General features: G+C 53.6%; 18 protein-coding genes. 9 read left to right on the top strand and 9 right to left on the bottom strand.

Features of this window, described 5'->3' with window-relative positions; translation table 11 throughout:
• Nucleotides 1–559: 559 nt before the first annotated feature.
• Nucleotides 560–976, bottom strand: coding sequence for a hemerythrin family protein (locus HQL52_04800; GenBank protein ID MBF0368759.1), 417 nt, complete (start codon nucleotides 974–976; stop codon nucleotides 560–562).
• Between the two features lie 253 nt (nucleotides 977–1,229).
• Here HQL52_04800 and dsrA point away from each other — a divergent pair, with 253 nt between their 5' ends.
• The 5 genes from dsrA to HQL52_04775 all read left to right on the top strand — a co-directional run bounded on the left by dsrA (nucleotide 1,230) and on the right by HQL52_04775 (nucleotide 7,022).
• The gene (dsrA, locus tag HQL52_04795) at nucleotides 1,230–2,474 is read left to right on the top strand and encodes a dissimilatory-type sulfite reductase subunit alpha (protein ID MBF0368758.1); all 1,245 of its coding nucleotides are present in this window, start codon (nucleotides 1,230–1,232) and stop codon (nucleotides 2,472–2,474) included.
• A 45-nt stretch (nucleotides 2,475–2,519) separates the two neighbouring features.
• Nucleotides 2,520–3,596 (top strand): dissimilatory-type sulfite reductase subunit beta, encoded by a 1,077-nt coding sequence (gene dsrB / locus HQL52_04790; GenBank protein MBF0368757.1) that lies wholly within the window; start codon nucleotides 2,520–2,522, stop codon nucleotides 3,594–3,596.
• 11 nt (nucleotides 3,597–3,607) lie between these two features.
• On the top strand, nucleotides 3,608–5,332 hold the full coding sequence (locus tag HQL52_04785) for an NAD(P)-binding protein (GenBank protein MBF0368756.1): 1,725 nt from the start codon (nucleotides 3,608–3,610) through the stop codon (nucleotides 5,330–5,332).
• Between the two features lie 21 nt (nucleotides 5,333–5,353).
• Entirely contained in the window at nucleotides 5,354–5,725 is a 372-nt protein-coding gene (locus tag HQL52_04780) for a hypothetical protein (protein ID MBF0368755.1), read from the top strand.
• 178 nt (nucleotides 5,726–5,903) lie between these two features.
• Nucleotides 5,904–7,022, top strand: a complete 1,119-nt coding sequence (locus HQL52_04775; GenBank protein ID MBF0368754.1) for a hypothetical protein — start codon at nucleotides 5,904–5,906, stop codon at nucleotides 7,020–7,022.
• Between the two features lie 83 nt (nucleotides 7,023–7,105).
• Here the strand turns inward: HQL52_04775 and HQL52_04770 are convergent, their stop codons facing one another.
• Nucleotides 7,106–7,333, bottom strand: coding sequence for a hypothetical protein (locus HQL52_04770; GenBank protein MBF0368753.1), 228 nt, complete (start codon nucleotides 7,331–7,333; stop codon nucleotides 7,106–7,108).
• Between the two features lie 132 nt (nucleotides 7,334–7,465).
• Here HQL52_04770 and HQL52_04765 point away from each other — a divergent pair, with 132 nt between their 5' ends.
• Nucleotides 7,466–8,122: a hypothetical protein gene (locus HQL52_04765; GenBank protein ID MBF0368752.1), complete on the top strand. Its 657-nt coding sequence runs from the start codon at nucleotides 7,466–7,468 to the stop codon at nucleotides 8,120–8,122.
• 81 nt (nucleotides 8,123–8,203) lie between these two features.
• Here the strand turns inward: HQL52_04765 and HQL52_04760 are convergent, their stop codons facing one another.
• Complete coding sequence (locus tag HQL52_04760) at nucleotides 8,204–9,613, bottom strand: hypothetical protein (GenBank protein MBF0368751.1); 1,410 nt, start codon at nucleotides 9,611–9,613, stop codon at nucleotides 8,204–8,206.
• Between the two features lie 244 nt (nucleotides 9,614–9,857).
• Here HQL52_04760 and HQL52_04755 point away from each other — a divergent pair, with 244 nt between their 5' ends.
• Nucleotides 9,858–12,653, top strand: a complete 2,796-nt coding sequence (locus tag HQL52_04755; GenBank protein ID MBF0368750.1) for a PAS domain S-box protein — start codon at nucleotides 9,858–9,860, stop codon at nucleotides 12,651–12,653.
• A gap of 119 nt (nucleotides 12,654–12,772) precedes the next feature.
• Here the strand turns inward: HQL52_04755 and HQL52_04750 are convergent, their stop codons facing one another.
• The 6 genes from HQL52_04750 to HQL52_04725 all read right to left on the bottom strand — a co-directional run bounded on the left by HQL52_04750 (nucleotide 12,773) and on the right by HQL52_04725 (nucleotide 21,794).
• Nucleotides 12,773–14,830: a TonB-dependent receptor gene (locus HQL52_04750; protein MBF0368749.1), complete on the bottom strand. Its 2,058-nt coding sequence runs from the start codon at nucleotides 14,828–14,830 to the stop codon at nucleotides 12,773–12,775.
• A gap of 98 nt (nucleotides 14,831–14,928) precedes the next feature.
• Complete coding sequence (locus HQL52_04745; GenBank protein MBF0368748.1) at nucleotides 14,929–16,953, bottom strand: response regulator; 2,025 nt, start codon at nucleotides 16,951–16,953, stop codon at nucleotides 14,929–14,931.
• Complete coding sequence (locus tag HQL52_04740; protein MBF0368747.1) at nucleotides 16,950–18,578, bottom strand: hypothetical protein; 1,629 nt, start codon at nucleotides 18,576–18,578, stop codon at nucleotides 16,950–16,952. Before HQL52_04740 ends, HQL52_04745 begins: the two co-directional genes overlap by 4 nt.
• 22 nt (nucleotides 18,579–18,600) lie before the next feature.
• Nucleotides 18,601–19,581: a hypothetical protein gene (locus HQL52_04735; protein ID MBF0368746.1), complete on the bottom strand. Its 981-nt coding sequence runs from the start codon at nucleotides 19,579–19,581 to the stop codon at nucleotides 18,601–18,603.
• Between the two features lie 379 nt (nucleotides 19,582–19,960).
• On the bottom strand, nucleotides 19,961–20,455 hold the full coding sequence (locus HQL52_04730) for a hypothetical protein (protein ID MBF0368745.1): 495 nt from the start codon (nucleotides 20,453–20,455) through the stop codon (nucleotides 19,961–19,963).
• A gap of 103 nt (nucleotides 20,456–20,558) precedes the next feature.
• Nucleotides 20,559–21,794 carry a hypothetical protein gene (locus HQL52_04725; GenBank protein MBF0368744.1) on the bottom strand — a complete coding sequence of 412 codons (1,236 nt, stop codon included), beginning with the start codon at nucleotides 21,792–21,794 and terminating at the stop codon, nucleotides 20,559–20,561.
• A gap of 1,117 nt (nucleotides 21,795–22,911) precedes the next feature.
• Between HQL52_04725 and HQL52_04720 the strand changes: the two genes are divergently transcribed.
• Entirely contained in the window at nucleotides 22,912–23,112 is a 201-nt protein-coding gene (locus HQL52_04720; GenBank protein ID MBF0368743.1) for a hypothetical protein, read from the top strand.
• A gap of 45 nt (nucleotides 23,113–23,157) precedes the next feature.
• Nucleotides 23,158–23,658: helix-turn-helix domain-containing protein (locus HQL52_04715; GenBank protein MBF0368742.1), on the top strand; the 501-nt coding region annotated here is incomplete at its 3' end.

Raw genomic sequence — 23,658 nt, 5'->3', positions numbered from 1 at the left:
GAAAAATCATACCATAAATCCAGGATCCAGGCACGGCATCACGTTTCCAAAAGAGCGACTTTTTGCGGGAGACTCAAACATAATAAAACACCAACTGCCTTTGCCAATCACCATTGGTGTTGAGTTGAATGCTGCACCACATCTCATGCAGCAACATTCATAACAGCCGTCGCTCGTGGATTTCCAAAAAAACGCAACGCATTACAACACAAACAGCGTCAGGCAAGACTGGGTTTTAACGAGGATTTTCTGTTCAATAATGATGGTTATCCAACCCAACCAATCATCCAGCCTGAAAAATTTCGAAGGAGAGGACTCCCTCCAAGAGTGAAGGAGTTGGAGTAAGGACAAAAATGGAGCAAGGATGGCACTGCCGCTCCAGTTTGGAAAAAACCGGGTTTTGACAAGTGGCAAGAATGGCAAGACGCTCAAACCCAGGTTGGGTTTGATCAAGGCAGGAAAAGGAATAAGCAGTCTTAGGAAGGTCAGCCCAACACCGGCCAATCAAAAATTTGACCGGGTTGGGCCTTGTTTCCTTGTCAGGCGGTCAAACGCCTTGTCAGGCAGCTATCTTCAGGTAGGGGCTGTAGTCCATATCCGAAGAGAGAATGTGGCCCGTCAACCAGTTGGTCATAAAATCCACGACCTCTTCGACGATGCGTCCTTTGGCTTCCTGGCTGTCGGCCTGATGAAAACGGCTGCGCAGGTTTTGAATGTCGGTCTTGATCTTTTCGTGTCCCGCCTTGTGGGCCTCATATTCAGGATATTCCGCCTTGCGCATCAGTTGTTCCTCAAAGCGAAAATGGGTTGTTACATAGCCTTTCAACTGTAAAAAGATATCATCCATAACCTGGATCGCGTCACCGGAATGAATGGCATCCATCAGCTGACCAAAGAGCTGAAACAGCCGCTTGTGTTGATCATCTATGGATCCGATACCGACGCTGTATTCATCTTTCCATACCATTTGACTCATATTTCATCTCCCTGACCCGGTCATGGTTCAATTGATCCTATCGGGTTTACACCCTCACACACTATTATGCCACGGCAAAAAAAACTATCTACGGATCAATTAATTTTTGCGAAAAAAAGCTTTTATTGACAAAAATCATTTTATATCAAGATTTTTGAAACTTTTTCTACAGTCAGAAGTCCAAGTTGGCTGTTGCACTATTCACCATACACAGGGCGGGTATTACCCTCCCTATCACATTTTCATTCTGGAGATGGCCATGGGTGATTCGAAACCTCAGCAAAAAGATCAAGCATTGGAACTCAACCCCACCCCCATGTTGGACGAACTCGAAAAGGGTCCCTGGCCCAGCTTTATCAAGGGATTCAAAGAGACCGCCCAACGCAGCGGCAATACCATGATTCGAGGGGTACTCGACCAACTCAACTATTCCTACGAAACCCGCATGGGCTATTGGAAGGGTGGCGTTGTTGGCGTACATGGCTACGGCGCAGGTGTCATCAGTCGCTACAGCATGATTACCGATAAATTTCCCGAGGCGGCTGAATTTCACACCGTCCGCATTCAACCCGCCCCCGGTCTGCATTATAGCGCCAAAGCCCTGCGGGAAATGTGCGACATCTGGGAAAAATATGGCTCAGGGCTCATGTCCATGCATGGCCAGACGGGCAACCTGCAACTCCAGGGTATTCGCGCAGAAGATGTTCAAGAGTGTTTTGACGAAGTAAACAAAGTAGGCTGGGATCTGGGTGGAGCTGGTGCCACCGTGCGTACCGGCGCTTCCTGTGTGGGGCCCGCCCGTTGCGAACAGGCCTGCTACGATACCCTCAGCGCTCATCGTACGGTGCTTAAATATTACGCCGACCTCACCCACCGTCCCCAGCTCCCCTACAAATCCAAATTTAAATTTTCCGGCTGCCCCAATGACTGCACCAACTCCATTCAACGGAGCGACTTTTCGGTGATCGGCACCTGGAAGGATGACATCCAGGTGGATGAAGCCGAAGTGGCCGCTTTTGTCGACGCCAAGGGGCTCGACTATGTGGTCAACAACGTGGTTACCCGTTGTCCCACCAACGCCATCACCCTGGAAGGCAAAAAACTGGTCATCGACAATCGGGACTGCGTGCGCTGCATGCACTGCCTGAACGTCATGCCCAAAGCCCTCTCTCCGGGTAAAGAGCGTGGCGTCACCTTGCTGGTAGGGGGTAAGGGCCACCTGAAGGTGGGCAACATGATGGGCTCGGTGATGGTGCCCTTCATGAAGCTGGACACCCCCGAAGAGGTGGATGCCTTTATCGATCTGGTGGATGAAATTATCGACTATTGGGCTGAAAATGGCCTGGATCACGAACGCATCGGTGAATGTATCGAACGGGTCGGCATCCAGGAATTTCTCAAGGCCGTGGGCTTGGAAGCTCAGATTGATATGGTTTCCCACCCCCGGGACAATCCCTACTTCAAATCAGAGATCACCCATCCCGGTGCCGCCGCATAGGATCGGACCACACGCCCCAGCATTCCATACAAGGAGAAACGACCCATGGCTACCAAACGGTCCTGGCAAACCATCGAGAACGGCCCCCGGGAATTTGACGACTGCCTCCACCCGGTTTCGAAGAAAAATTACGGTCAGTGGAAATATCACGAGCGCCCCCGGCAAGGGGTTCTCAAACATGTCGCCCATAGCGGCGATGTACTCTATACCGTGCGCGCTGCCACCCATCGCCAGGTGACAGTGGATATCATTCGCCGCCTGTGCGACCTGGCAGATAAATATGCCGACGGCTTTTTGCGCTGGACAGTACGCAACAACGTGGAGTTCATGACTCCCAACGAAGGCAACGTCGCCCCCCTGATCAAAGAGCTGGAGGCGTTCGGCCATCCAGTGGGCGGCACCGGCAACTCGGTGGGAGCCATCGCCCACACCCAAGGGTGGCTCCACTGCGACATTCCGGCAACCGACGCATCCGGTGTAGCGAAATCCATCATGGACGAGCTGTTCCAGGAGTTTGTCACCGAAGAGATGCCCAACCGGGTACGCCTCTCCACCTCCTGCTGCGAAATCAACTGCGGCGGTCAGGCGGATATCGCCATCGTGGTGCAACACACCCGCCCCCCCCGCATCAATCACGACATTCTGGCCAACGTCTGTGAGATGCCCTCTACTGTGGCTCGTTGCCCGGTCGCAGCGATTCGTCCCACCACGGTCAATGGCAAGCCTTCTCTCATGGTGGTGGAAGAAAAGTGCATCTATTGCGGCGCCTGCTTCGGAGCCTGCCCGGCCATGGAGATCAACCATCCCGACCACTCCAAGCTCGCCATCTGGGTGGGGGGTAAAAACTCCAATGCCCGCACCAAACCCACCAACATGAAGCTGGTCGCCCACGGCCTCCCCAACAATCCCCCCCGCTGGCCTGAGGTGACCGAAGTATTGAAAAATATTTTGGGCGCATACAAAGCCGGAGGCAGAGATTGGGAACGGGTGGGTGAGTGGATCGATCGCATCGGTTGGAAACGCTTTTTCCAAGAAGCCAACCTCCCCTTCGATGCCAGCATGATTGACAACTACCGCCATGCGCGGGTCTCCTTCAACCAGTCTGCCCACATTCGGTTTTAGGGGGCTGCGCCATGACCCAACACAATCCGATACACGATACGGCCAAAAACTGGTCCTTCGAACCCTTTTCGGTGGAGAGCGGCCTGAATCGCATCGTGGCCTATGGCGATCAGAGCGGCAAATGTCCCACCTATGTTGACAGGGTTCCCCCCTGCACCAACGGCTGCCCAGCCGGAGAGGACATTCGCGGCTACCATAATCTCATCCGGGGAACCTGGAAATCCGAAGATCCCTGGGAGGCGGCCTTCCGGCGTCTCACCCTCACCAACCCCTTTCCAGCGGTCATGGGCCGGGTCTGCCCCGCCCCCTGCCAGGACGCCTGCAATCGGCAATATCGAGACCAGACCATCGGTATCAACGCCGTGGAGCAGGTGATCGGCGAGTATGCCCTGGAAAAAAATCTGGGCTTTGAAAAACCCCTTCAAACCACCGGACACAAAGTAGCGGTCGTTGGATCGGGACCGGGGGGGCTCTCCTGTGCCTATCAGCTCGCTTTGAAAGGCCACGAAGTCACCCTCTTCGAAGCCAATGACAAGCTCGGGGGCATGATGCGCTATGGCATCATGGGCTACCGGGTCAAACGGGAAGTGCTGGATGCCGAAATCCAGCGCATCCTGGATCTGGGGGTCAAAGTCCGTACCGGGGTTCGCATCGGTCGGGATATCACCCTGGAACAGCTGCGCCAGGAGTATGGTGCGGTTTTTCTCGGAGTGGGTGCCCAAACCGGACGCAATCTGCCCATTCCCGGAGCTGACGGACCGAGTGCGACCAACGCCATCGACTTTTTAAAGACTTTTGAAGTCGAAGGGGAGTCGATGACCATCGGCAAACATGTGGTGGTGATCGGTGACGGCGATGTGGCCATGGATGTGGCCCGCCTGGCTCTGCGTCTGGGCTCCAAGGCAACCCTGCTTTCAGGGGTCTCCCGGGAGGAGATGAACTGCTCCGATTTTGAGTTTGATGAAGCCAAAGCCGAAGGAGTGGAGATGCGCTATCAGACCGGTAGCGTGGAAGTGCTCCGGGAGGGTGACAGCATCACCGGGCTCAAATGCATTCAGATGCGGCGCAAGGAAAAGGGAGAGAAGGATTGGAATCACCCCATCCCCTTTTTCCGCTATGCCCCGGATGCCGGTTCTGAATTCAATCTGGATGTGGACATGGTGGTGGCTTCCATCGGACAAACCACCGACATGAGCGGTCTGGAAGAGACGACCAACGACAGCCCCTGGCTGCATGTGGATCAAAACTACCAGATTCGGGGGATGGCCGGTGTTTTCGGTGGCGGGGATGCGGTCAAGATCACCCTGCTCACCACTGCCGTCGGCCACGGACGCAAGGCGGCTGAGGGGATCGATCTTTATCTCCAAGGCAAGCCCCTACCCCGTCCCACCCGGCCTGATGTGATCAAGTATGAGAAGCTCAAGTCCGACTTTTTTCCGATGTTGCCCCAGATGAAACGCCGGGTCAAACACCCGGAAATTGTCAAGGGCAACTGGGATGAAACCCTGCAAGCACTCAGCAAGGAGCTGGCCCAGGCCGAATCTCGACGCTGCATGAGCTGTGGCCTCTGTTTTGAATGTAATCAGTGCATGCTTTTCTGTCCCCAGCATGCCATCGTCGCCTTCAAGGGCAATCCCGAGGGAGAGGTGATGTTTACCCACTATGACAAATGCGTGGGATGTCACATCTGCTCGGAAATCTGCCCCACCGGCTACATTGACATGGGCATGGATTGATTTGAAATCGGGAGATCAAGAATGGACAAACAGCAACTGCTGGACCAACTGTCAGCGGCCATTGGGGAAGCCCGAAAATGGGCGGAAACCGGCTGGCCCATGACCTTTGGCCGGAGAGACAATGCCATCCCCTCTCTGCGAGTGGCCGAGGCTCTTCCCAAAAACATGGTCAACCGCAGCGAAGCGGTCTCCTACTGGCAATGTATGGCCGAGGTGGGAGAAGAGACCGCAGCCCAGGGAGAAAAAGCCCTTCAGGCAGCCAAGGATGAAGCGTGGTCAACGGCTGAAGGGGCTCTCTATTATGCCGTATTCATGGAAAAACGCCTGACCAAACCCACCGAAACCTGGCGTCCGGTGTGGGAAGCGGTCAAGGCGCGGGCTGAAGGGGGCTGACCCTCCCGGATTGGACCCGACAAATCCCCGGTAAAGAGCGCCCACCCCTGATGCTTGGGGGGTGGGCGCTTTGGGGACTTTTGAGGGTCGCCTACGTTTTAGAGGATTGCCCAGAGCGGGCCGGCCCCCTTTCCCCAAGGTAGGTCGTTCCCGCTCCTTAATCAAAGAGGGGAAGGCCATGGACGACGATCCCAGAATCGTTCTCACCACCTGTGGCAGGCAGCTGTTTCGCCATCCGGTGGCCGGGCTTGAAGAGATTGGCCAACGGGCGACCCATGCAGAAGGCAAAAATCCGGAGCCGGGCCTTGAACAGGAGTTGGATGAGCTGGTAGCCCAGGTCAAAAAACGCCTCTCCCACGCCTCACCAGATCAGGCCGCCCGCTGGTCCCCGGAGCTGAACGCCATCATCCGGCTCTATCCCAAACCCATGCCCCAAAGCTACGACCGCCACATCCTGCTCCACTCCGACGCCTGGATCGATACCCAGGCAACCCTTTTGATCAAGGAGTGGCTGGAAGAGAGAGGGTTTGGCGTGGAAACCCGCTCCTTTACCGGCCTGCGTAAAGGGGATCCCATCGCCCTGCAACGTACCCTGGCCCATTTTACCCGTTGGTGTGGGGATATTCTCGCCCGCTATCGACTGCACCAGTTTCACGTTATTTTTAATCCCACCGGCGGCTCCCGGGTGTTGGTGGGGCTGATGCAGACCCTGGCGCCTTTTTTTGCAGACGAATCAGCCCATCTCCTGGAGCCCGGCTCCGACATCGTTCTCCTGCCCATGCCCAAGGTGCGCTTTGGCGGGGAAAAAACCTTTCAAAAACATTTTTATTGTTTAAGACGACTCGCCCTGGGCGCTCCCCCCTCACCGGAAAACTCCCCGGAAAAATTGGCGGGCATTCCCCCGGAACTGCTGATTTTCGATGAACAGGGGGTGGGACTCTCCTTTTTTGGCGAACTGCTGTGGGAGGGCAACCGGCGCAGTGCCTATGGCGACAGCCTCCTCAACCCGGCTACCGATCTGATTATTTTATCCGACACCTTTCGCAACGCCACCTCCGGCCTGGAGCGGGATCGGCTGCAACTGCTGAATGAACGCCTCGACCAACTCTCCATTTTTTTGGAGCAGGAGGGGAGCACAAAAAGCCCTGCCGAACTCAGCTTCCGCCCTGTGGAAGATGCCTCCCTCGCCCCAGCCACCTATCAATGCCACGGCTGGACCGATAAAGCCTTGTGGCGGCTATTGGGCCATTTTGAGGGGGAACGTTTTGTGATGGATAATCTCAGCAAAAAGGAATAATCAGCTCCGGGGGCTCGATAGCGTGTTTCCGAGGGATAGGCACAACCAACCATCGGCAGCAGCAGCATTCCGGCCACAACCGATCAACGATTGGGCCCCAGATGCTCCTGACCACACTGGGGGCAGCGCCAGGTGCGCCCGCCGCCGTCCCAGAGGTCATCGTTGCGGCTGAGGCAAGGGGTACAAAAAGCGACACCGCAGGGGCAGGCCCAGGTAAACCCCGGATTGTCCTGACAAGCCATACAGGCTGGAAATTGCTTCAAGGATTTTCGGCGGCGGGGAGTAGCGGGTTTTCCATCAACCTCAGACATGGGAACTCTTTCTCAATGACGGTGAATGGTATAGTCAGCTGTCGGATGGTTGGTGTATGACGTCGAAACCGATTAAACCCCCCTCTCAAACAGCTTTCAAACAAGAAGCCAGAGTAGCCAAGGAAACAGCTCATGAAAAGCCAAACGGAAAAAACCGGCTCATTGGAGATCGTCCAGGTGGAGCGGGGCAAGGACTTTGCAGAAAAAACCGGCCAGGCCCCAAGCCAAAAGCGGGATCGGGAGGAGGATTGGCAAATCAACCTCAACGCCGTGGTGCAAGCCAGCCGTGGCGGGGATTGGCCAGCCGCCTTGAAAGCGTTGACCTACCTCTCCACCAAAGAGTGGCACCCCGATGCCAACAAAGCCCTGGCCCAACGTATTTGGCTCACCTTGAAAAGCGACGCCTCAATCTCAGAAGTGGTGCTCGCTTTGAACCTGGCCTTTGTCCGTTTCAGTCCCCTCCATGAACGGGCTGGGCTGGTAGCAGCGTTGGCCAATTTCATGGCGGCCCGCAGAGGGGTTGGGGAGGCGGATGGGGAGCTTGCCCAGATGCAGGCCATGGGTATGGTAAAAGCCCTCCGGGAGGCCCGAAACCTGTCCGACGAACCCGCCTTTATCGCCTGGATGCAGGAAAATCGCCTGGAAGATCCCGATTATTTTATTCCCGAGGCGATGGAGATGCTGGAAACCATGGTGGATGGGCAGTGGTGGCTCAACCGGGAAAAGTTGCAACAAGAGATGGAAATAGCCAACCAGGCCACCCTGAGTGGCGTGGAGCCAGTCAACTGATTCCAGCTCCCTTTGAGGGGCGGGGTACGTTCAGTCGGAATCCCTGAGGGTGATCAGACCCCCGCCCTACTTCAACGGAACCTATTTTGCTTGGATCATCCGGGAAAGCTCCTGATATTTTTTCTGCATTTCAGCGCTCTCGAAAGGAACGATTTCAGGTACTTGTAGGGTCATCACTGCTGTAAAGGCGTCCTGGCTGCTGTTGAGTAGATCCACCAGGTCGGCGCTGACATTGACCGTCTCATAGGTATTGTCAGCGAGTTTAAAATCATCCATCGCCTTCTTTTTCGCCACCACCACCTTTTCCCGCTGGCTCTTGAGATTATCCACATAGAGCCGGGCGACCTTGAGGGTCAGCTCCTGGGCCTGGAGATTTTTCCGATAGATCTCCTTGCGCCGGGCGTCCGATTCCCGGGCGATGTTTTTCTGGGTGGCTCGGGAGAGGGAGAGGGTTTTATCGGTGATTTCGTCGATCTTGGGCAGATATTCGCTACTGATTTTATCGATATATTTGCTTTGCATGTGGAGAACCGCTTCGATCAACACCACATGCATGCCATAGTATCGCTTGGCGGTCTTGATCTCTTCTTCACTGCTTTCAGTCAAGGCCATCAGCTGGGCAGTGATTTTTTTCAAGATATCGAACACCACCGACATCTGAATAATATTGTCCGAATCAACCCGGGAGAGCAGAACGGTCACCTGATTCAGGTCCAACTCCAGACCGATGGCCTTGAAATGCTCGACCAACTGCAGGTGGGTTGCATCGATCTCCCGTTCGAATCCAACGATATCCTCTTCCGCCTCCTGGATACGCCGGTCATAGCCATTCTTGGTGGTTTTGACCATATGTTTCCGAGGGGCCGTGACCCTTTTTTCCCGATAGTCGGCAATCTCCCTCTTGGTCTCTTCGATCTGGCTTCGCAGGGAATCGATCCGCTCCCGCAGCGCCCGAATGCCGGGATCATCCAGCATGGCGATCATTTCGTCCAAAATTTCGTTAAAATCCTTGCGCAGGGATTTTTTATCTTCGCCGATAAAAACAGAATCCGGGGCTTCCTTGATTTTGTCAAAAACGACCAAGCCATCATCCAGGTGTTGTAAAACCTCTTCCCAAATATCGGCAAACCGCTCTTCCGGTGAGGGGCCACGACTCTCTGGCTCTGAGGATGATTCCGACGCAGATGCCAACGCTTCCTTGGAAGCATCCAGGGCCTGCCCCCCCATCTCCTTGGAAGCATCCCAAGCCTCACCACCCACCTCCTTGGAGGCATCCCAAGCCTCACCACCCACCTCCTTGGAGGCATCCCAAGCCTCACCACCCACCTCCTTGGTGGCCTCCAACACCTCACCACCCGCCTCCTTGGTGGCCTCCAACACCTCACCTGTTACCACCTGGGTCTTCTGCCAGGCATTTTCAGCAGAATCCATCCAGCCAGCCTCGGCATTGAACGCCCCGAACAGCAGCAGCAGAAAAACCATCGTTCCCATGACAAATTCTCCCATCTATCGATCTATCAGACCCCAGAGTCCCTGTATTATGCGCATCCAAACAGGGACTACAAAGGCCAAGGTAGCACGATGTTTTCCGCATTATCCAATCAATCGTACACTGGAAAAAAGACCCATTTCTTTTATCTGCGCATAAAATCAGTTAGGATCACCCTAAAATTAACGATGGTAGCGGGTCTGCTTTGATCAAAACACGAGGGGTCTTCCGTGTAGGAAATCATTTATGAAACGGTTTGTCTTGTGTATCTCTCTGCTGATGGCGCTCTTTACCGGAAAAGCACAGGCAGAGCACATAACCCTCACTGTGGGTATTTACGACAATCCCCCCCAGGTTTTCCAGGATGCCGACGGCTCTCCCCGGGGAATCTATGTGGATCTGATCCGGGAGATCGGTCGCTTGGAGGGGTGGAAGATTGAATTTGTCTGGGGAACCTGGGCCGACCATCTGGCGGCTCTCTCCCTGGGAAAGTTGGATCTGATCACCACCATCGCCTATGACGTTGGGCGTGATGCGTATGTGGATTACAGCCAAGAACCGGTGGTGATGGTCTGGGGGCAGATTTACCAGCAGCCAAGCCTCGCATTTCGCAACATTCTGGATTTGGAGGGTCAACGCATCGCCGTGATGCGTAACGGTCTCTTCGGTATTCGCCTGGAGGAGTTGTGCAACAAGTTCCAGGTTGGCTGCAAACTCATCCCCCTCCCCAGCTACCGTGAGGCGATGAAAGCGGTCTCTGAAGGACACGCCGAGGCGGCTGCCATCGCCAGCCTGTTTGGTTACGCCTTTGAGCATGAGTTCCAGGTCAGCCGCTCCACCATCATCTATGAGCCCTTCGGGCTGCGTTTTGCCGCACCGGAAGGCGCCCATGCAGACATTCTCACGGCCATCGATACCCGCCTACAGGCCTGGAAGCAGAACAACAACTCTTTCTATTTTCGAACCCTGGCCTACTATTCCGGAGGGGGTGTCTCCACCAAATGGCACTTCCCGGAATGGCTTTCCTGGCTTTTGGTCTCAGGGGGGGGGGCGCTCCTTCTTTTTGGACTCTGGAGCTTCAGCCTGCGCGCCCAGGTCTCTGCCCGAACCAAAGATCTGGAAACGAGCCGAGAGCGTTTTCGCCAGCTGGTGGATATCATTCCCCATGGCATTCAGGAGATTGACCGGGAGGGGACCATTCTGTTTGCCAACGCTGCCGAATGCCGTTTGCGGGGGTTTGGGGATAAAGAGATTATTGGGCGCAGTATTTACGATTTTATTGCCGATCCCCGGGAGCGGGAAAAAACCCGGGCTGATATCCAGTGGCTCCTGGCAGAGCAGCCCGAGCCCACGCCCTATTTCAGCCAAATCCGCACCAAAGATGGCCGGGAAATCGATCTTCAGATCGACTGGACCTTCAAACATGGCCCCGATGGCCTCCCGGAAGGCTTTATCTCGGTGCTGACCGATATCACCGACCGGAAACGATCCGAGGCGGCCCTGCTGAAAAGCAAAGCGTATGTACGCACCCTTTTCGACTCTTCCCCCATCGGCTTGGCCCTGATCGACATGAAAGGGGGGTTGGTGGAGTTCAATCCTGCCTTTGCCCGTATTTTGGGGCGCTCGGAAGAAGAGGTGAAACGCCTCTCCTTTTGGGAAATCACTCCAAAAAAATACCAAAAACAGGAACAGAGCCAATTGGAGCTTCTGGAGCGGGAGGGGTATTATGGCCCCTACGAAAAGGAGTACCTCCACCGGGATGGCCACCTGGTACCGGTACGCCTCTCCGGACGCACCCTGGAGGTGGAGGGAAAGACCCATATCTTGTCCAGCGTGGAAGACATTTCCCAACAGCGGGAGATGGAATTTGCCCGCAACGCCCAATCCCGATCCGAAGCCGCCAACAAGGCCAAGAGCACCTTTTTGGCGACCATGTCCCACGAAATCCGTACCCCCCTCAATTCCATCCTGGGTATGGGGGAGCTTCTGACAGATACCGATCTGACCGATACCCAAGCCTGGTTTGTCAAAAATCTCAACAATTCAGGGGAGCAACTCCTGGCCCTGATCGACGATATTCTGGATTTATCAAAAATTGAAGCGGACCAGCTGACCCTGGAAAGAACAGTATTCAATCTTTTGGAATTGATTAACGATACGCTCAAACATTTTACCTTTGCCGCTTTGGACAAGGGTCTCACACTGAAACATCATGTGGATGACAACACCCCCGAATGGGTCGAAGGAGACCCAACCCGAATCCGGCAGGTTTTTTTAAACTTGATCGGTAACGCCATCAAGTTTACCCAGGCCGGTTTTGTGGATCTCCGTATCAAACCGGAATCAGGCGCCATCATTTCCTTTGCGGTAACAGACAGTGGTCCTGGCATCCCCAAGGAAAAACAGACCGAAATATTCCAACCATTCACCCAAGCCGATGCCTCTACCACACGCAGATATGGCGGTTCAGGACTCGGTCTCACCATCTGTCGACGCCTTGTGGATCGAATGGGTGGGGAAATTATTTTGCAAAGTGAGGTGGACAAAGGCAGCACATTCACCTTTTCCATTCCACTGCTCCAGTTCGATAAAGAGGCGCTGCCAAGGGAGAAAGAAAAGGCAAAAAGCATCTTATCCCAAGAGGAAATGGGGAGACCGGTCCAGGAGATCCATATTCTGCTGGTGGAAGATACCGAGGAAAACCGAATGGTTATCCAGAGCTATCTGAAAAAGGAAGCGTGTCGGATCGATGTTGCGGTGAACGGCGCCGAAGCGGTTGAAAAGTTCAAGAATGGTCGCTTCGATCTGGTTTTAATGGACATTCAGATGCCGATCATGGATGGCTATGAAGCGACGCGAAGAATACGGACATGGGAAGCGGAGAGCAAAATAGATCCCACCCCTATCATCGCCTTGACCGCTCACGCTTTGGTCGAAGAGTCGGAGCAGATCAAAGCGGCTGGATGTGATCTGCACTTGACCAAACCCATTCGCAAAGCGCGCCTGTTGAAAGTCTTGCAGGCCTTGCCGCTACGTAGATAAAGCTGCGTTCTCCTGCAAGCTGACATCAAACCAAACCGTCCCCACCCAGCTGAACAATCCCTCGACCAACTCCTGGCAGGCTATCCGTCTGGGGGCATGGGATGAGCCGTGAAAAACAGTCAGTCGGAACCGAAGTGGTATTGAATTTCCCCAAAGATGCCCAATCCTTCCAGGGGATAGTCATTGGGGATTTCTGCTGGGGCGGGTTCATAGGCTTCGGTATCAAACAGATTGCGCACGATCAGTGCGGCATCAAAGTTGTTCCAGAGGTTTTTCCGCCGCAAGGTTAAATCCACGATCGCATAGTCATCCACCTTGGCGCGGGTATCCCCCTCTGCCCGGGGCCTGTCTCCCACCCAGTTGAGATCCCCGTAAAGAAACCAGTCTGGCAGAAAATTCCAATAAACGCCGGTTTGAAACTGCCAGGCGGGGGCGTAGGGGCTGCGCTGGCCGGTGGTGGCGTCTGTGCTCTTTTGATAGGCAAAGTTGGCGTTAAATTCCAGGGTGTCGCTGGCCTGCCACTGGGCTTCCACTTCGAATCCCTCACCATCCACCCGGTTGGCATTCTGGGCAGTGCTGGTGGTCTCCCCGGTATTCGGGACATAATCGATCTGATCTTCCAGCCGATAGAGAAAAAGGTTCAAACCCGTGCGCAAATTGAGTGTCGGTCGATAATCGAAGGCCAGCTCCAGGGTTTCGATGGTCTCCGGGTCCAGGTCGGGATTGCCCAGAATGGAAGGGTTGTTCACTATGTGGAGTTCCGCAAAATGGGGGGCTCGGAAGGCCCGTCCATACATCAATTTGGTGGTGAGGTTGTAGAGAGTGGACCAGACCAGGGCCAGGCGCGGATTGAAGACGCCGTCAACATCGGAAGAGGCATCGAAGCGCAAGCCTCCGGTCAATTGCCAATCCGGGGAGAGCTGCCATTCATCCTGAGCCGCCAGATACCATTGGTGGTTGTAGATGTCTGGCATGAAGTTGTAGGGGGTATCGGTCACATCGGTCATCACCCCGGCGGTAACCCCATCACCAAAATTTTTCACCTCCCCGGTCTGCTCATCCCCATACTTGTACCCCCCCAACAGCTGCAAACTATGATCCGAAAAACCATTGTAGATCAGAGTACTCTCTATCCCGGTAAGCATATCGGTGGTGTTGGGGTTACCGATCACCCCCGACGGGAAGATTTGAAAATAGGAGTCGTGATGGAGGAAAAGATAGTTTAATTGCAGTTTCAGTTGCAGAGCATCGGTCAAGGCCTGTTCATGGCTGATGTCAGCCAGGAGCATCACGTTATCCTGATTCCCCACCGGGTCCAAAGCCTGGGCGGCGCCATCTCCCTGCCCACCGCCCTGCTGGGTCCAGCTCCACAACCGAAAGGTCCAGCCCTCTTTTTCAGCCTGAATATGAGCGTTGACAATATTGTTGGCGGTCTCCAGGGGGCCGGGGGCAAAGGAAAAATTGGTCCCTCCCGCCGCATCCAAAACCGTCTGCAGATCTTCCTCGACGATACGCCCGTTGTCCCCATTGGTTTTGGCCACCTCCATACTCATGGCCAAATCCCAACCACCGCTTTGACGGGCGTGTTGGATCCACCCTTCATAGGTGTCGAAGGAGCCCACGCGAACCCCCATTCGGGTGCCTCCGATCTGATCCGACCCCTTGGTGATGATGTTGATGACGCCGCTCATGGCATCCGCACCATAAAGGGCTGAAACCGGTCCCCGGATCACCTCGATACGGTCGATATTTTCTATCGGCATGCGGAAAGTTTGGGGGCGGCCACCCGAAATCAAATGGGGAAAACGCACTCCATTCATCAACACCAGCACCTCGGGGTTGAACATGGAATAGATGCCCCGGATGGCATAGACCGGATCTGTTCGGCTGGCGTTGGAGGCGGCCACGTGCAACCCTGGAACCCGCTCCAACACCTGGTCCAGGTGGGTAGCCCCCATACGACGGATCTGTTGGGAAGTGATGACTGTAGCGACCGAAGGGGCCAGATGCAGGGGCTTTTCGGAGCCGGTGGCAATACTGATCACCTCCTCATCCCCATACAGGGCCATGAGAACGTCGGCATCACCCTCCCCCTGAACCATGGCCAGATCGACCCCCGCCCAGGAACAGGTTGGCAAGAGACAGGCCAGCACTATCCATTTTTTCAAATGATTCATTCCGGCACCCCCGCTCCCCTACTTGCTTCCACCAAGTCACCCCCCCGTTAACCCCCATCCCCCGGCCATTGACACGGGAGATAAAAACCCAAGTTTGGTCAGGTGTTTTGACAGCTGGATCTCTCCTCACCAACTACAGTATCGATGGTATCCAGAAAGGTCTGTTTACGCATGGGCTTGGCCAGATGGGCACTACAGCCTGCGTCGCTGGCCCGTTGTGTATCCTCGGCCAGGGCATAGGCCGTCAAAGCGATCACCGGTGTGGCGGGCCGATTATTTTCCACCTCCCAACGGCGGATCTCCCGGGTGGCCTGATAGCCATCCATCACCGGCATCTGGATGTCCATCAAAACCAGATCAAAATCACCGGCAATATACGCCTCCACCGCATCTTTGCCATTGCCCACAACAGTCAGGTTATGGAGGGAATTTTTCAGGTAAATTCGAACCAGCAGGACATTGTCTACTGAATCCTCAGCCAACAGAATACGCAAGGAGGTGGCCTTTTTGGGTAGAGAAGATGGTGCGACAGGTGCCACGGTGGCAGCCTTTGATGGCATTGAACCCGCTGCGACCCCTTCCTGGAATGGCAGGGAGACAAAAAAACGGGAACCCTGGCCAAAGGTACTTTCCAGACGGACCTCTCCCCCCATGAGTTCGGCCATCTGCTGAACGACAGCCAACCCCAATCCAGAACCACCGTAACGGCGGCAGATAGAGGAGTCCACCTGGGTAAAAGGCCGGAAAATCATCTTTTTCTTTTCATCCGGAATGCCGATGCCGGTATCGGAGACTGTAAACAGAAGCCTGCAGGATGCCTCGGCTTCCGAATCCTGAGGATCCCGAACAACTTCTACACAAACCTCCCCCTGCTCGGTAAATTTGACCGCATTGCCCAATAGATTGAACAGAATCTGGCGCAGACGCTGACAATCTCCCCGCAGCCAGACCGGTACCGCCGGATCAATCCTGTGGACCATTTCCAGCCCTTTGGATTCAGCACCCAGGGATAAGACGTCCAAAATTTCTGCTAAAATCTGAGGCAGGGAAAAATTGGATGATTCCAGGGTAAACTCACCGGATTCGATTCGAGAAAGATCCAGCAGGCCGTTGATCAGGTCCAGCAAGGTGTTGCCAGCACTCTGCATCACATTGAGATAGTGTTGCTGCTCCTGGCTCAACGGGGTTTCCAACAGCAAATCCCCCATACCGATGATGGCATTCATCGGGGTCCGGATCTCATGACTCATGACGGCCAAAAATTCGCTTTTGGCCTCGTTGGCCGCTTCGGCTGCCTGTTTCGCCTGGATCAGTTCCTTTTGGTTGCGGGTAAATTGGTGATTGCTGACCAGATAATCCTCCCTCCTGGCCGCAATACTGCAAACCCGGCGCAACTGCCCGGCTTTGAAGGGTTTGGGAATAAAATCAGCCGCGCCATCCAACATCAGATGGCCCGCTTTTTCCGCATCGGGGTAAGCGGTCATGATCACCACCGGTTGACGGGGATTGAGCCGGATAATTTCTCGCAACACCTCGGCCCCGGTCAAACGCGGTAGCATCAGGTCCAGCAGGACCAGATCGTGGCGACCAGCCTGCCAAGCGGCAAGCCCCGCCTCGCCATCGGTGGCCTCCTCAATATCAAACCCCTTGCCCAGAACCCGCCGAACGAATTCAACGGTATCGGGAAAATCTTCCACCACCAACAGAGAGGGCTTTGGAGGCGGACCGGCCTGCTCAGCCAGCAGCTCGGCGACCACCTCTGCCAGGCGAATCCGTTCATCAAAGGAGATAAAATGGTTGACCTCAAACTCAGAGGCCGTCACCTGGGCAATGCGTTCACTGTGGGTATCAGAAAGAACCACCACCGGAATGTTGGCAGGTGGTTTCAACACGCCGGAGCGGAGCAGTCGGGTCAGTTGCCAACCATCCAAACGCCCCAACTCCACATCGGTCACCACCAGTCGGACCGGATGCTTCCCCAACAGTTGGAGCGCTTCACGCCCATCCTTGGCCACCAATATCTGCTTCCCGCTGGGCTCCAGCAGAGAGAGGATGTCGTGGCGCGCCTGAGGATCGGCGTTGACCAGCAAAATCTCAGGTGGAACAACAGTGGCAGCCATCATAATATCTCTCCCTTTCCGGAGATGCTGCCACCTCCGGCATCAGCGGTTTCGATCCCGGCAACAACCAGGGGACGAACCGGCAGGGGAATGTCGACACGGAAGGTGGAGCCTTTGCCAAAGATGCTCTTCACCTCCACGTCGCCCCCCAGCAACTGACAAAATTTTTTGGTAACCGCCAATCCCAGCCCGGTTCCTTGAAAAAGCCGGCTTTGGCTGCCATCTACTTGTTTGAAAGGCTCAAAAATACCGGCCAGATGTTCCGGTTTCATACCGATACCGCTATCCTGCACCTGAATGGCCAGCTGCCGGTCATCTTGCCGGAGGGTCACTTCTACACGACCATTTTTGGTAAATTTAGCCGCATTTCCCAGTAAATTTACAAGAATCATCCGCATTTTGGAAGCATCCAATAAGACCGAGGAGGCCTGATCATCCAGATCCAACGCCCATTGGTTGCCGTTTTCACCCAGGGCTGGAATGACTGTTTCCATGGCCTGATGGACCAGATCCCGTGGGTCCACCTTTTCCAGATGAACGGTCATGCGTCCCGCTTCTGATTTTGAATAGTCCAGCACCTCGTTGATCATTCCCAGCAGCCGCTGGGCATTGGATTCCACCTTTTCCAGATCGTTCACACACTCTTGGAGCCCCTCCTCCATCAGAGTCTCCCGGACAAAATCCGCATAGCCGATCACCGACTGCAAAGGAGTGCGCAACTCATGGGTCATGTTGGCCAAAAATTCTGATTTGTGACGGCTGGATTCCAGAGCAATATCCCGGGCCACCACCAGTTCATGGGTCCGTTGCTCCACCTCCGTTTCCAAACGCTCGTTATGTTGGCGCAACCGCCGGTCCCGCTCGGCAATCGCCTCAATCATCCGATTGTAGACCCGAGCGATGCGGACCATCTCCTCTGGGCCTTCCAACATATCACACCGTTGAGGTGCCTCTGTTTCAGCCCGCCCCATCACCTGAGAGAGCGCGTTCAACGGACGAAACAGCCGCCCCAACAGCAGATGGAGCAGTAGCAGGCACAAACCGGTAAAAACAGTCGCTGTCAGGAGATTATTGCTGATGATACCTTGCTGAATGCCCTGCATGATCTGTTTGTTCATCAATACATAGACATGTCCCAGCATTTCCTGAGAGCTGGCATCTTTGAGAAAAACCGACTCTTCCCCAAGCTCTTTCCCCTCAGGCTGGGCATTCAACAAAACCGGCGCCATAAAATGCCAATGATCGGCTTCCTCCCCCACCATCCGGGGCCCCTCACCCGGCCAGTCAAACCCCTGGGGAGAGCGGCTGCCAGGAGGAACCTGCCCTTGATCCAACAACACCTCCCGTTCGCCGTTGAGTAGGGCCACATAGCCGATACCAGGAAAGGCCAGAGTGGTTGCCACCGCCTCTTCTGCATTGGAATCACTGTCGTAGAGCAGCGCCAACACGCTCTGGCGGGCCAGGTTACCGGTCACCTGCAACCCTTGTTCCTGGTGGATGGCCCGCAGCCGTTTGGTGGTTAGCCAGGCATTGGTGAGAGCCGTGATGAGGGAGACCCCGACCACCCCGGCGGTGATAATCAAAAAGAGCTGCCCCCGGAATCCCGGGCGTGGGAAAAAATGCCTCATCAGCTTCAGGCTCTGATCGCTTTTAACGTCGATTGGGGAACACCAGATCGAATCCCCTCAGATTTTGGGATGTCAACTCCAGGCCCAGATGGGAAGCAGTCCGACGGTTCACGGCTATTTTTAAATCCTCGGTGGCGATCACATGGGGTTTTTGCAGATTGACAATCTGGTCCAGGGTCAAATCCACCAACCGACGTCCCATGGCCTGATGATCCGGATAGAGGGAAAACAACGCCCCCTTGCGCGTGTGGGAAGGATTGTTTGAAAAGATGACGAAGCGCTTATCCCAAGCCGACTTCAGCAACATGGGCAAAACCGTCCCATTGGGAATAACGCTGTCCAGGGGCAGCCAGACGGCGTCGGTTGGACCCTGAATTTTTCCCAAAACCTTCTGGAATTGGTCCACGGCTTCCCGACTATCCGTGGCTTCCAGGGCTTCGATAGTCAACCCGAGAGGAGCAGCCTCTTGTCGGGCTGACTCTACCAGCCAGCCGGAGTTGGCTTTGCTGTAGACGATAAAGACCCGCCGGACCTGGGGGGCGATTCGGGTGAGCCGGGTCATAAACGCCCGGGGTGAGCCTGCCAGGCTGATGCCGGTGATGCCATTCGGGGAGATCACCAGAGCCCCCACCACGACTGGTTTTTCCAACCCCAACTGTTTGATCGACTTGTAACCACGCATGCCCAGTGCCAGCACCGCCTGATGGCCATGTTGATCCAACCAGCCCCGGACAATATCAGGGGTGGTCTCAGGCCCCAGGGGAAGGGTGGCAACCCGGGCATCCGGATGGTCTCGCACCCCCTGAAGAATTTTTTGAAAAACCTTTCGATAATTCCCCTGTATGTCCGGGTAGAGAACAGCCAAGCTGAAAGGATTGGCAGTACCCGAGGAGATGGGCGGCACCAGGGTGGAAAACAAAAAGAGCAGGCCGGTGAAAAAAAGTTTTACCTTTTTCGCTAACCGGGGGGTGTGCCTGGATAGAATATTTTTCAATTCGGGCATGGCAATCGGGAATGTGGCTACTTGACGGAGATGACCGTTTTTTTCCAATGCTAATGGCTGGGGCAGGCCCGTATTTAAGCCCCCCCTTTTTTAGCATGGACGTTCATAGTGCAAAGATAACACAAAATAGCCAACATTTTGGTTGGTTTTTTTACAGAAGAACCATTTCATCAGACATGGAAACAAGCGACTGGAACAAACCAGGCGGGCCAAAAAATCTTTCCGGCTGATCATTCAGAAGGAAATGAGGCACCTTTTCAGGTGCAAAACGACTGTGGGTGGGGTCAGCAGGAAATAGACTGGCCTTTGTTCTCTTCCAAGCTCATGGCAGGTCTACCATCTGTGATGGCTTCCCTATCCAAGAAGACGAGAGACCCTCCTATCGATTGAATACCCCATCAACCGCGGATGATTCATCAACCGGATACTCTTCAACCAAAGCTGAAAGAGCGTTCGTAGGAAACCGGCCATGGGTGGCCTTGATCTGAAGCAATCGTTCCTTAAGCCATGGGCGAACTTTCACCCAGCGGGTTTTACCTTTTGGAATGTGATAGTGCTGGTATTCCGGTGGCGCTTCCGGGTTGTACAACCCCTTTGGGGAAAGGTTTTGCAAAGTTTTCAGAGCTGAGGCCGGGATTTTATCATCCTGGAACGAAGCAGAATTTTGAGAGCCTCCCCCAGGCAGCAACTCCTCAAGAGAAAAACCATACTGCTCAGCTGTTGCCTTCAGAGCTTCCTTGGCGGATTCACGAATTTGGCTGGATTTCCGCTCATCTTCAGCCAAAACCAGGTCGACAAATTGTCTCCATTGGGAATCCGGCATCTCCAGAACAAATTCCTCTATGGCTTCGGGAGTATATTTTTTATTTTCCATCGGTGCATCTCACTCTATGGCGTTGAAATTTCAGAAATGTTGCCCAAATCAAAACAAGCTTAAACAACAAAACAACATTTTGCAAAGATAAATCATTATTCGTTTACACGTTGGCTCCAGGAGAAATCATGGTGGAGATTTCCTCAAATTTTCTTTGGATTTCCTTGTTTTTGAAAGGAATCAAGCTTGGCACATTCAGGTTGATGATAGAATCGAACGTTTTCCGGCTCGTCTGTATCAAATCCATAAAATCAGCATTAACCATCACCGTGTCCAATGTATTATTGGCAAGAGCCAGATCACGTTCAGTCGCTTTTTTTGCTTTTATAATTTTGGCCCGCTGGGATTCCAACGATTTATGATAAAGCCTGGCGGTTTTCAAGGTCAGCTGGTGCGCCTTAATGTTTGAACGATAAATCTTCCTGCGATCAACACTCTTTTCCTGCTTTATTTCCAACATCGCTTTTTGCTGCACTTGACCGACACGATCAAGAATATCCTGTAATTTTGGCAGATACACTTTATCCATTTCATCCAAATATTTGTTTTGCATATAAATGATCAACTCAAGCAAGACGACGTGCATTTTGTAATATTTTTTTGCAATCTCAAGATTTTCACCTGATTGATCTGTCAACTCCATTAGTTTTTCAGAGATGGCCTTTACCGTATCAAACACCGAGGTCATCCGAATAATCGCATCAGAATCTACCCGAGTGAGAAGCACATCGACTTGCTCGGTTGAAAGTGTAAACCCATATTGATTGATTTCCCTTGCGAAACCATCTTTTATCTCTGAAATGCGGCCTTCCGCTTTATCAACCAACAGCTCAGATGCGGCAATTTTATTTTTATATTGTGACTGGGTTGTCCGAATAAAATGAATGCGCGGTGCTCCGGCGCATAATTCTCGATAATGACTGGACTTCATTTTTTGCTTTTTAATTTTATTTTTCAGACTGACCAGCTCTTTTTGGGCAACATCCAAACAGCGTGCTGAAAGAACAACGCTCAAGCCATCCATTATTTTGTTAAAATCTTGCTTGAAAGCATTCCTGTCTTTAAATAAAAAAACATCTTCTGAAGCAGTAACCAGCTTTTCTTTTATGTGGATGGCTTTTTTTAATTTGGGAAGAGAATGGTTCCAAGCTTCTTTAAACCACTCATCATTTGCAGGAACATCTCCCATTTCCACCATGGGAAGATTTCCAGACTCCGGACCATATGCGAAAAGCTTATGGGAAGAAGGTGTGCAATGATCAGCCATGGACTGAAATGAGGAAAAATATTTGGATGGAAAATCCATGAAAGCCTTTTCAATGGCCTTTTGAATCGACATGACTTGGTTCCCTTCCTATAAGGCTTTCAACTTTTTCATGGTTTTTTACAACTTTTGAAAAATGAGGCCTGAGAAACTCCTGGCAATGCTCTTCAGGGCCTTCTTCCCATGAAGAGCTGCTTTCAAACGACAGTCAGACTTCAGGATTTCACTCAAAAGGTCAATGTTTTCCGATGCCCTCTGTGCCAATGATAGCGAGACACTGAACCCCTGATAATTTAGTGTAGGGCGGGGAGGTAAAATATTGTGAAGACCAAAACCGTACAATTGGTTTTGCCAACCGAAGATCGTCCTGACCCTGAAATCCTTGGAAAAGTGTGTCGAAGAAGGCTTTCAGCAGCTTACAAACGCCAGGTTCTGGACCAAGTCGACCGATGTACCGAACCGGGTGGAATCGGATCTTTGCTGCGTCGAGAGGGATTGCATTCCTCGCATCTGACCAAATGGCGACAGCAGCGTGAAGAAGGCGTGTTGAACGGTTTATCCCCTCGGAAACGTGGAAGGAAAAAGGATCCGGTCAATCCATTGGCCCGTCGTGTTGAAGCCCAGGAACAAGAGATTGCCCGCCTGCGCAAGCAATTGGAGAAGGCCGGGGTGATCATAGAATTCCAAAAAAAACTCGGAACTTCTGGGGATTGCCCTGATGCCCGAAAAAGCTGGAAAGAAGCCCTGATGGAGGCCACGGAGACGTTGGGCGAAAGAGTGGGTATTCAATCCGCCTGCGAGGCACTGGGGCTCAATCGTTCCAGGTACTATCAAACGAAACAGCGAAACACGGTCCCGGTAGTGGCTCAGCCTCGCCCCCGCCCTCCTTTGTCCCTGAGCGATGAGGAGCGTCAGGAGACGTTGGATATATTGCATTCTGACCGGTTCATGGACCAAGCCCCAGCAGTGGTACACCACGCTTTTGGAGGAGAAACGCTACCTGTGCTCGGTCCGGACCATGTACCGCATTCTGACTGGGGAAAACGAGGTACGAGAAAGGCGCAATCAGAGAAGGCATCCCCGCTACGAAAAGCCAGAGCTGTTGGCCATCAGGTCGAAAGAGGTGTGGACGTGGGACATCACCAAACTGAAAGGGCCACAGAAGTGAACGTACTACTACCTGTACGTCATCTTGGACATCTTCAGCCGCTTCGTGGTGGGCTGGATGATCGCCCCACAGGAGTCGGCGGAACTGGCCAAACGGCTGATATCGGAGACCTGCGAAAAACAAGAAATCCGACAGGATCAACTCACGATCCATTCTGATCGGGGTTCCAGTATGAAGTCGAAGCCAGTGGCCCTGCTTCTGTGTAATAGACAAGACTTAATCTGACATTCGTGGTAGGATGGATCATCACCAACGAGGAGGATGTCAGAGATGAACACTGAAGAGAAGATCATCAAGAACAAGCTAGGGCTACTGAACCTTGCTGAGATGCTGGGGAGTGTTTCCCGGGCTTGCAAGGTGATGGGTTACTCCCGTGATAGTTTCTACCGTTTCAAGGCTCTCTATGAACAGGGCGGAGAACGGGCGCTCCAAGAGATTAGCCGCAAGAAACCTGTCCTGAAGAACCGGGTCGATCCTGAGATTGAGAAAGCCGTGGTTCAGATGGCTTTCGACTTTCCTGCTTATGGTCAACTCCGTGTCTCCAATGAGCTGAAAAAGAAAGGTATTTTCATCTCTCCCGGAGGCGTCCGTTCGGTTTGGTTGCGGCATGACCTGGAGATATTCAAGAAGCGTCTCAAGGCCCTGGAAGTTCGTGTAGCACAAGAGGGTGGCATTCTGACTGAAGAGCAGCTCAAGGCGCTGGAGAAAGCCAAGCAGGAGAAGGAGAGCGCAGCCAGGCACCTGAAGCGCATCAATCAAGCCTTTTTTACC

It is taken from the genome of Magnetococcales bacterium (genome assembly GCA_015232395.1).
Taxonomy (GTDB): Bacteria; Pseudomonadota; Magnetococcia; order Magnetococcales; family JADFZT01; genus JADFZT01.
This window is presented reverse-complemented; position numbering and strand designations above follow the sequence as displayed.

Bases quoted from the DNA above. Each gene is read 5' to 3' on its own strand.
- dsrA (MBF0368758.1), top strand. From the start codon at position 1,230: ATGGCCATGGGTGATTCGAAACCTCAGCAAAAAGATCAAGCATTGGAA.
- HQL52_04765 (MBF0368752.1), top strand. From the start codon at position 7,466: ATGAAAAGCCAAACGGAAAAAACCGGCTCATTGGAGATCGTCCAGGTG.
- HQL52_04760 (MBF0368751.1), bottom strand. From the start codon at position 9,613: ATGGGAACGATGGTTTTTCTGCTGCTGCTGTTCGGGGCGTTCAATGCC.
- HQL52_04775 (MBF0368754.1), top strand. From the start codon at position 5,904: ATGGACGACGATCCCAGAATCGTTCTCACCACCTGTGGCAGGCAGCTG.
- HQL52_04780 (MBF0368755.1), top strand. From the start codon at position 5,354: ATGGACAAACAGCAACTGCTGGACCAACTGTCAGCGGCCATTGGGGAA.
- HQL52_04725 (MBF0368744.1), bottom strand. From the start codon at position 21,794: ATGTCGATTCAAAAGGCCATTGAAAAGGCTTTCATGGATTTTCCATCC.
- HQL52_04745 (MBF0368748.1), bottom strand. From the start codon at position 16,953: ATGATGGCTGCCACTGTTGTTCCACCTGAGATTTTGCTGGTCAACGCC.
- HQL52_04770 (MBF0368753.1), bottom strand. From the start codon at position 7,333: ATGTCTGAGGTTGATGGAAAACCCGCTACTCCCCGCCGCCGAAAATCC.
- HQL52_04740 (MBF0368747.1), bottom strand. From the start codon at position 18,578: ATGAGGCATTTTTTCCCACGCCCGGGATTCCGGGGGCAGCTCTTTTTG.
- HQL52_04785 (MBF0368756.1), top strand. From the start codon at position 3,608: ATGACCCAACACAATCCGATACACGATACGGCCAAAAACTGGTCCTTC.
- HQL52_04800 (MBF0368759.1), bottom strand. From the start codon at position 976: ATGAGTCAAATGGTATGGAAAGATGAATACAGCGTCGGTATCGGATCC.
- HQL52_04755 (MBF0368750.1), top strand. From the start codon at position 9,858: ATGAAACGGTTTGTCTTGTGTATCTCTCTGCTGATGGCGCTCTTTACC.
- HQL52_04735 (MBF0368746.1), bottom strand. From the start codon at position 19,581: ATGCCCGAATTGAAAAATATTCTATCCAGGCACACCCCCCGGTTAGCG.
- HQL52_04730 (MBF0368745.1), bottom strand. From the start codon at position 20,455: ATGGAAAATAAAAAATATACTCCCGAAGCCATAGAGGAATTTGTTCTG.
- dsrB (MBF0368757.1), top strand. From the start codon at position 2,520: ATGGCTACCAAACGGTCCTGGCAAACCATCGAGAACGGCCCCCGGGAA.
- HQL52_04750 (MBF0368749.1), bottom strand. From the start codon at position 14,830: ATGAATCATTTGAAAAAATGGATAGTGCTGGCCTGTCTCTTGCCAACC.